Source organism: Pelosinus baikalensis (assembly GCF_020819555.1).
GTDB lineage: Bacteria > Bacillota > Negativicutes > DSM-13327 > DSM-13327 > Pelosinus > Pelosinus baikalensis.
Genome location: NZ_JAJHJB010000089.1, coordinates 1 through 5,429, shown reverse-complemented (window position 1 = coordinate 5,429; position 5,429 = coordinate 1). Strand labels below are relative to the sequence as shown.

Genomic DNA, 5,429 nt, shown 5'->3' with positions numbered 1-5,429 from the left:
AGTGATCATTTTTTTCTAGTGAGGGCTTGACTTTAGTTAGCTGGTCTCTTGACACTTCAAATAATATGCCATATCCGATCAAATTGCCTAAATGAAAAGTGATGACATTAAAGAATTACTCGAAAAAGAGTATTCTACTTCAAGAGAAAACTTTTTGAGATATGGCTATAAATAAATCACCAATTCAATATTGGAGGAAAAAATAATTTATATACCCCCTTGACATTTGATTGCACAAGGGCTATACTCATATTACCTCCGGTAATTACCGTTGGTAACATGAGTATGGAGGTTCGTATGAAAAAGAATATTTCAAAAGAGCAAATTGTAGATACGGCTTTAGAACTGATGAGAAATAAAAATGATATTCGTGGATTAAATTTGCGTGAAATTGCGCGGACATTGGGCTGCGCCCATACCAATCTATATAACTATTTCCCATCGTATACCGACCTGCTATGGGAAACTCACACTGCATTACAGGAGATATTTATGGAAATGCTGAAAGAACGGATTATGAACGCTAAAACCGCAGACTTAAAGCTCCGATATTTTTTCGACACTTTTGTTGACATATATTTGACCAACAAGGGCTGGTTTAGACTTGCATGGCTTGAATATATCGGTGAGAACCGTCCAGAGCGTGATGCCGTTGTAACGGAACATACTTTTACGGAACTTACGCAGTATATTTCCGACATATGGCAAGAATTGCATGGGAACCCTCCAGATAAGGATCAGACGGGGCGCGTTCTGCACAATACCCACTGCTATATCGTAGGGGAAATTTCAAATTATGTTTCTGGCAGAGGACTAATTGAAAATGAAGCTGAATTGAAAGGATATATCGTTGATCAGGCTGTCAATATACTGACACTTTGTTTGCAAAAGGGGTGATGATGTTTGGCGTTTGAACTTGCACTTTTTAGCCAGAATTTAATTCAAAAGCAAGCTTTAAATGAAATTGTCAAATGCAATGATTTAACCATAAATTATGGTCTTGTTCTTACACCACAGCAAGCTGTCGAATTGGTGGAAACACGCAATTTAGCTTTGCGGGATACTGGCCGAATAGAATTTGGCGGTGGTGTTATTGATAAAATTATATACGAATTTTGTGATTCACCTTATATATCAATGCACAATTATGCGGAAACTTTGCACGAACTCACAGAACTATTTTATTACTTTAAGAATGAAACTCTTGACCTCATAAGTGATGATGATTTGATTAAATACATGGGGAAAGCATTCAACGGAGTATGTCAGGGGTCGCTTGATTTATTATCGGGGAGAGAGCTTGATAGAATGGCTCGTAATTTGCGCTATGGGCGTGACGCAGATTATTCGGAAGATACCACGTCGGAGGATGAGGAGGAGGAGGATGAGGATGGCGAATATTGAGCGAATCAGCCTTATTGATAGAACACGACTAAGCGGAGAATTTTATTTGCAGAGTTTATTTGATGAGGGGTATCGTACAGGCCTGTTGTCGGATACGGATATGGAAAAACTCCAGCTTGAATGTATTGAACTTTTGGCGTACAAGGCAGAACGATACAACAGCGGTGACAGTAGCTCTATCCGTGTTGAAGCAGCGCAAAGCATTATGACATCTAATCTGTATACGATTGGACTTTGGCTAAAGTCATATCCCAGTGCCGATGATGCCGTAAAAGCTCTAAAGGAAACTAAGATAGCGGAATTGTATGCTAATGGCCGGAAACGCATTGATATGATGATAAAAACCGCGAAAATATTTCATTCTAAAGTGCTGCAAACTATGATTGACAATGAAAATTACTTTTATAACGCGACAGTTGTAGACGGGATAAAAGATTTTTTCAAAATATATAATCCCGACTTTCAAGCGCAAGAAATCCATATAACGGCAGACTATCCGCTGTGTAATCCTATAAAAGACTTAGTTGGCATTGAGTTTATCCAAAAATATTTGGAATCTATCTATTATGAAAACATGCTTTGCCGGAACTTTTTGCCGGAAGATATACACCATTTGCTTTGTGGATATGACGAAGCCTATCGGGATTTACTGCTTAATATTTATGAGCCTGTATTAGCTACCGCTGTCGGGTGTGTTATGGCCGGGGAAGATGTCCGCAGGCTGAGTATGACTGAAATTGCCCTGTCCTATTTGAGCAATCTCTTGAGAGATAAATCAAGTGATGAAATCAATACTATTTTCTTAAAAGCCTTAAATGAACTCAAAAGTATTTTCCCGCTGACAAGCACTTTACAGGAGCGATATATAAAGATAAGTTTGTGGACGATTGCTTCTAAAGTTAGCAACACCGTAGAATTGCAAACCCTTGACAAGCTGTTTCTCATATCGAAGTATCCCGAAAATAACCCCAAATTCTATTTTTCTTATGGGGATAAAATGGATAACGAGCGATACCGCAAGATTATAGGGGAGATTATGCAATGCCGCTATTTATCTGACAAAATAGCAATCATAAAAAAACAAATACATTCGCTTGCTGATTTTGAAGATATATTACTCGACGCTGAACTGTCTGCTCATGAGATTGTGAGTGTCCTGCACGAATTGGGGCTGCCGGAAATTGCGGCACTCTCAAAGAAATATCCGATTAAATCAGAAATTGAAGCGATAGAGCTAAGGGAGCAGGAACAAATATTGAGTAAATGCTTACATGATTTTATAGCTTCACTATCGGAGGAACAGCAGGTATTGATTTCAAAGGCGGTTACGGTGCTTGATATTGGCTGAAAAATATTTTTGAAATGTCAAGGGGACAGGTCCTTTGACACTTGCACCTTTCTTACCATTTCACGGTTTAGTTCCAATGTCTCCGCAATCCCTCTTAGGGACAAGTTGGATTTTTCCATCAGAAGCTTTATCAGTTCCTCTCTTAGCGATTTATTGCCCTACACTTCTCAAATCATTGATTCCTATTCCTTTTTCAGCCAAATACCTATTTATATATTCAGTCACATTTAGCTGATCTATTTCCTTCTCTTCACGGACATCCAGAAAAGTTCTCTCACTAAACTCATGATTGAACCTTACAAACTCTATTAAGGCTTTTTCATTAAAATTCGAAAGAATACCCAATACTTCCCTTGTATGAGTCAGGTGACGGTTCTTTGACCCACCATACTTTGAAAACAGTATCCAATATTTCTATAAACAAAGAGCCTCAAATTGGATTGATGCTATTGACAACAATTAAGTTTGTTAATTTCAGTTTGCATTCATCATCAAATCCAACAAATGTATTCCTTTCACACCACCCAACTTTGCCCCCTGTGCACACGCTGTACAATAGCAGACTACCTTGTCGGTGGTAAATTGTGTGCAGTATTCTTTCATAATTTTTTCTTGATCCTCTTTTAAGTGGGGAATAAACTTACCTCTTGCGTTTTCAATAAAGCGGATTGGAGCAAATTCTCCATTTTGCGGCGGTAGTACTTCCAATAAAGAAGTGCCGCAAAAATCCGCTTTTTCAAAGTTGTTCTCGATTTCCACGATTTCGATATTCATGCGTTTCAATATTTTACGAATTACATCCTGCTGAGTTCGATTATCATATACTCTCCAACAATCTTGTACTGTCATCTTCTCGCCATGATAATCCCGCCACGGAAATTCATCATCTTCCGCTAAAAACTCCCATACACTAATTGCTTTTGCTTGTGGCGCATCTTCTCGAATAAAGGCTGCACAGGTATTACAGATATATACTGCTGTATCCTGTTCCGTTAGTTTTTTATGATTTGGGCGACAGCAACCAGTGATATTCATTTCATATTTTTCCCTCAAATACTCTTGGATTTTTTTGCTGCTTTCAGATAAATAAGCTGTAAGCTTACAGCTTGGAAAATAAATATATGACATTTCTTAATTCTCCTTGATTAAAGTTCACCTTATCAATTTTTCGATTTATTTTGCTTTATAAACAGGGCTTCTCTTTTGCTACACCTTAAACCTTGCGACCAGAAGAATCACAGTCGAGTAGAAGCGCACCTCGCGGCGCGCAACCCTCACAGAACCGGACTTACCCTATTAAGGCATCCGGCTTTTCATAGTAGCATTTACCTACGTCTAGCCATAGATGTTTACATAGATTCTCGCTTTGGCTAGCGGGAATCTATCTTCGAGTTTTGCAAATCCTTCCCAGGTCAGGCTCTTCTTTTGGCCGTATGCGGTATTCAAAAAAGGCTAGGCTACTTTGCAAGAGATTGTCGTATATATTGATTTTTTGATTAGGCTCTTTTTCTTCGAAGTTTACAATGGCTCAATTTATGCAGTTTAAGATTAATCGGGGACCACCGTAACAGGTATAACTGCAAAACTTTTGATAGGTCATGAGTTAAAGAACCATCACCTGACTCATATATTCCATTATATGCCATTTAAAAAACAAGATCCTATTGAACGATGAGTCCTTAATTTATCTACCTTTGTGCTTTTTCAATTCACTTCTATTACATGTCACTAGAAGATTCAGATCGAAAACTAATGAAGCTCTGAGTCCATAAGTTATCTGGATTTGTGCCTCATAAAACTACTTCCATGACGTGTCATGTTGCATAATTTTTCTCATTTAAACCACATTCGCTTGAAACGTTTTTAGTTAAACCCGCTTTTTTAGTTCTTCATAGAAATTTTCTCGCGTTCCAATCTGCATAATTACTATGATAATTTCTTGCTCTTTTATTTGATATGCTATCCGATATTCAACACTTGCTATTTTCAAATGATAAGAATAAATCGCTGTCAAATTACCTTTTAACCGCTCCCCAACAAAAGGGTTTTCTGCTATCTTTTCGAGAGTTATAATTATTTTATTTTTAATTGGCTTGTCAAGATTTTTAAGTTGCTTTGCTGCCGAATTCAGGATAACTACTTCATACATTTTCATTCTCCTGTTTCAACTTTGCCAAGGGTACATATTCTTTTCTACTATATTCTTGCTCGGCTTCAGCAATCATTATATCGAATGCCTTATTTAGCTTTGTTTGATACTTTTGAATGATTTCTTTAGTTATATCATCACCATTTTTTACAATATCAGCAAGAACTAAGTCTTCTAGTTCATCCGCTATGGTACGCGGTTTAAGAGTAATCGTTTCTCCATCTACAATGATTTTGACTTTACTACCTGCAGATAGTTTAAATTTATCTCGTACTTCCTTAGGTAAAACAAATTGCCCTTTGCTGCTTATTGTTACATCATATTCTATCATAGCCGCCTCCGTAAGAAGTAAGATTTCTTACTATAACTATATAACATCTGCGTCAATTTGTAAATAATTAGAGTTCTGCGCATTAAAAAAATATTACTTTTATGGACATGACACCAAGGTCACTCAAAACACTATTTACACATGTCAAGAGACCAGCTAACTAAAGTCAAGCCCTCACTAGAAAAAAATGATCACTT

General features: G+C 37.4%; 6 protein-coding genes. 3 read left to right on the top strand and 3 right to left on the bottom strand.

Annotated features, from left to right (window positions below):
• Positions 1-297 precede the first annotated feature (297 nt).
• From LMF89_RS24990 to LMF89_RS24980, 3 genes are read left to right on the top strand one after another with little or no spacing between them, the layout of a single operon-like run.
• On the top strand, positions 298-897 hold the full coding sequence (locus LMF89_RS24990) for a TetR/AcrR family transcriptional regulator (protein WP_229537522.1): 600 nt from the start codon (positions 298-300) through the stop codon (positions 895-897).
• A 6-nt stretch (positions 898-903) separates the two neighbouring features.
• Positions 904-1,404: a DUF6323 family protein gene (locus LMF89_RS24985; RefSeq protein ID WP_229537521.1), complete on the top strand. Its 501-nt coding sequence runs from the start codon at positions 904-906 to the stop codon at positions 1,402-1,404.
• Complete coding sequence (locus LMF89_RS24980) at positions 1,391-2,752, top strand: DUF6179 domain-containing protein (protein WP_229537520.1); 1,362 nt, start codon at positions 1,391-1,393, stop codon at positions 2,750-2,752. Before LMF89_RS24985 ends, LMF89_RS24980 begins: the two co-directional genes overlap by 14 nt.
• A 474-nt stretch (positions 2,753-3,226) precedes the next feature.
• On the opposite strand, the gene LMF89_RS24975 is transcribed toward LMF89_RS24980, so the two are convergent.
• The 3 genes from LMF89_RS24975 to LMF89_RS24965 all read right to left on the bottom strand — a co-directional run bounded on the left by LMF89_RS24975 (position 3,227) and on the right by LMF89_RS24965 (position 5,232).
• Complete coding sequence (locus tag LMF89_RS24975; RefSeq protein WP_229537519.1) at positions 3,227-3,880, bottom strand: hypothetical protein; 654 nt, start codon at positions 3,878-3,880, stop codon at positions 3,227-3,229.
• A gap of 739 nt (positions 3,881-4,619) precedes the next feature.
• Positions 4,620-4,901 (bottom strand): type II toxin-antitoxin system RelE/ParE family toxin, encoded by a 282-nt coding sequence (locus LMF89_RS24970; protein WP_229537518.1) that lies wholly within the window; start codon positions 4,899-4,901, stop codon positions 4,620-4,622.
• Positions 4,894-5,232 (bottom strand): AbrB/MazE/SpoVT family DNA-binding domain-containing protein, encoded by a 339-nt coding sequence (locus LMF89_RS24965; protein WP_229537517.1) that lies wholly within the window; start codon positions 5,230-5,232, stop codon positions 4,894-4,896. The genes LMF89_RS24970 and LMF89_RS24965 overlap by 8 nt, the downstream gene beginning before the upstream one ends.
• Between the last annotated feature and the right edge of the window lie 197 nt (positions 5,233-5,429).